Annotated in this window: 1 protein-coding gene; it reads left to right on the top strand. The window is 49.3% G+C overall.

The features are described 5' to 3' along the window. Positions 1-272: 272 nt before the first annotated feature. On the top strand, positions 273-455 hold the full coding sequence (locus EXE44_RS16780; RefSeq protein WP_137706199.1) for a hypothetical protein: 183 nt from the start codon (positions 273-275) through the stop codon (positions 453-455). Positions 456-775 lie beyond the last annotated feature (320 nt).

Raw genomic sequence — 775 nt, 5'->3', positions numbered from 1 at the left:
GCACAGGGGCCACGATCCTGAGCGCTATGAAGACACGTCAAAATCGCCTCCGAAGGTGGATACGAGAACTTGTCTCCACTGCGGTGAGGCAATCCCGAAAAACAGGTGGCCGGTCCACGTCGGTGTCTGTGAGGCCGCAGATGAATAGTGAGCAAGATACGGATGAAGTCTGGCGGAGCCAGACAGCTGGTTCCTACTGTACCGAGTGCTGGATCTAAGAGGCGACACCGACGGCACGATTATTTTTTTATGATTCAGTCAGACGGATAGGTATGGGAAAGAAGGTTGTCGAACTGAAAGAATCGGATGACGAAGTGTTCGACGAAGAGCTGAACAAGAGGATATCCGAACACGAAGCTGACGGATTCGAATTAGTCGACCAAGAATTCGCTACTCACTTCGATCCGCAGCTGAACCGCCCTTACTCATCTGCGCTACTGACGTTTGAGAAGTAAGTCTCTATTCGCTGTATTTGGTGTCCGACTTTTCATTATTGCTGAGACCGATTATTGGGTATGAGCGACGATCGCACGTTCACGTGTGCCGAATGCGGTGAGGTATCTGGAGACACAGAATCGACGCCAAAGACGTTCAAATTTCATGTGAAAGCGAACCATAAGGGCCAGCTCCAACAAGCGGATGGCAGGCGAAATAGGCCATATCGCGAATTCCTCTCACGAGCGGATATTGATATGATTCGTGGAGATGATGTTCCAATATAACTCTCTGTTAGGTCAGGATGAATCTACAACGTCTGTGTAGCTTAACTGATAGT

The sequence above is a fragment of the Halorubrum sp. SS7 genome, from assembly GCF_005435055.1.
GTDB classification, from domain to species: Archaea; Halobacteriota; Halobacteria; order Halobacteriales; family Haloferacaceae; genus Halorubrum; species Halorubrum salinarum.
Note: the sequence above shows the minus strand (reverse complement) of the source record. Positions and strands in the feature narration are given on the sequence as shown.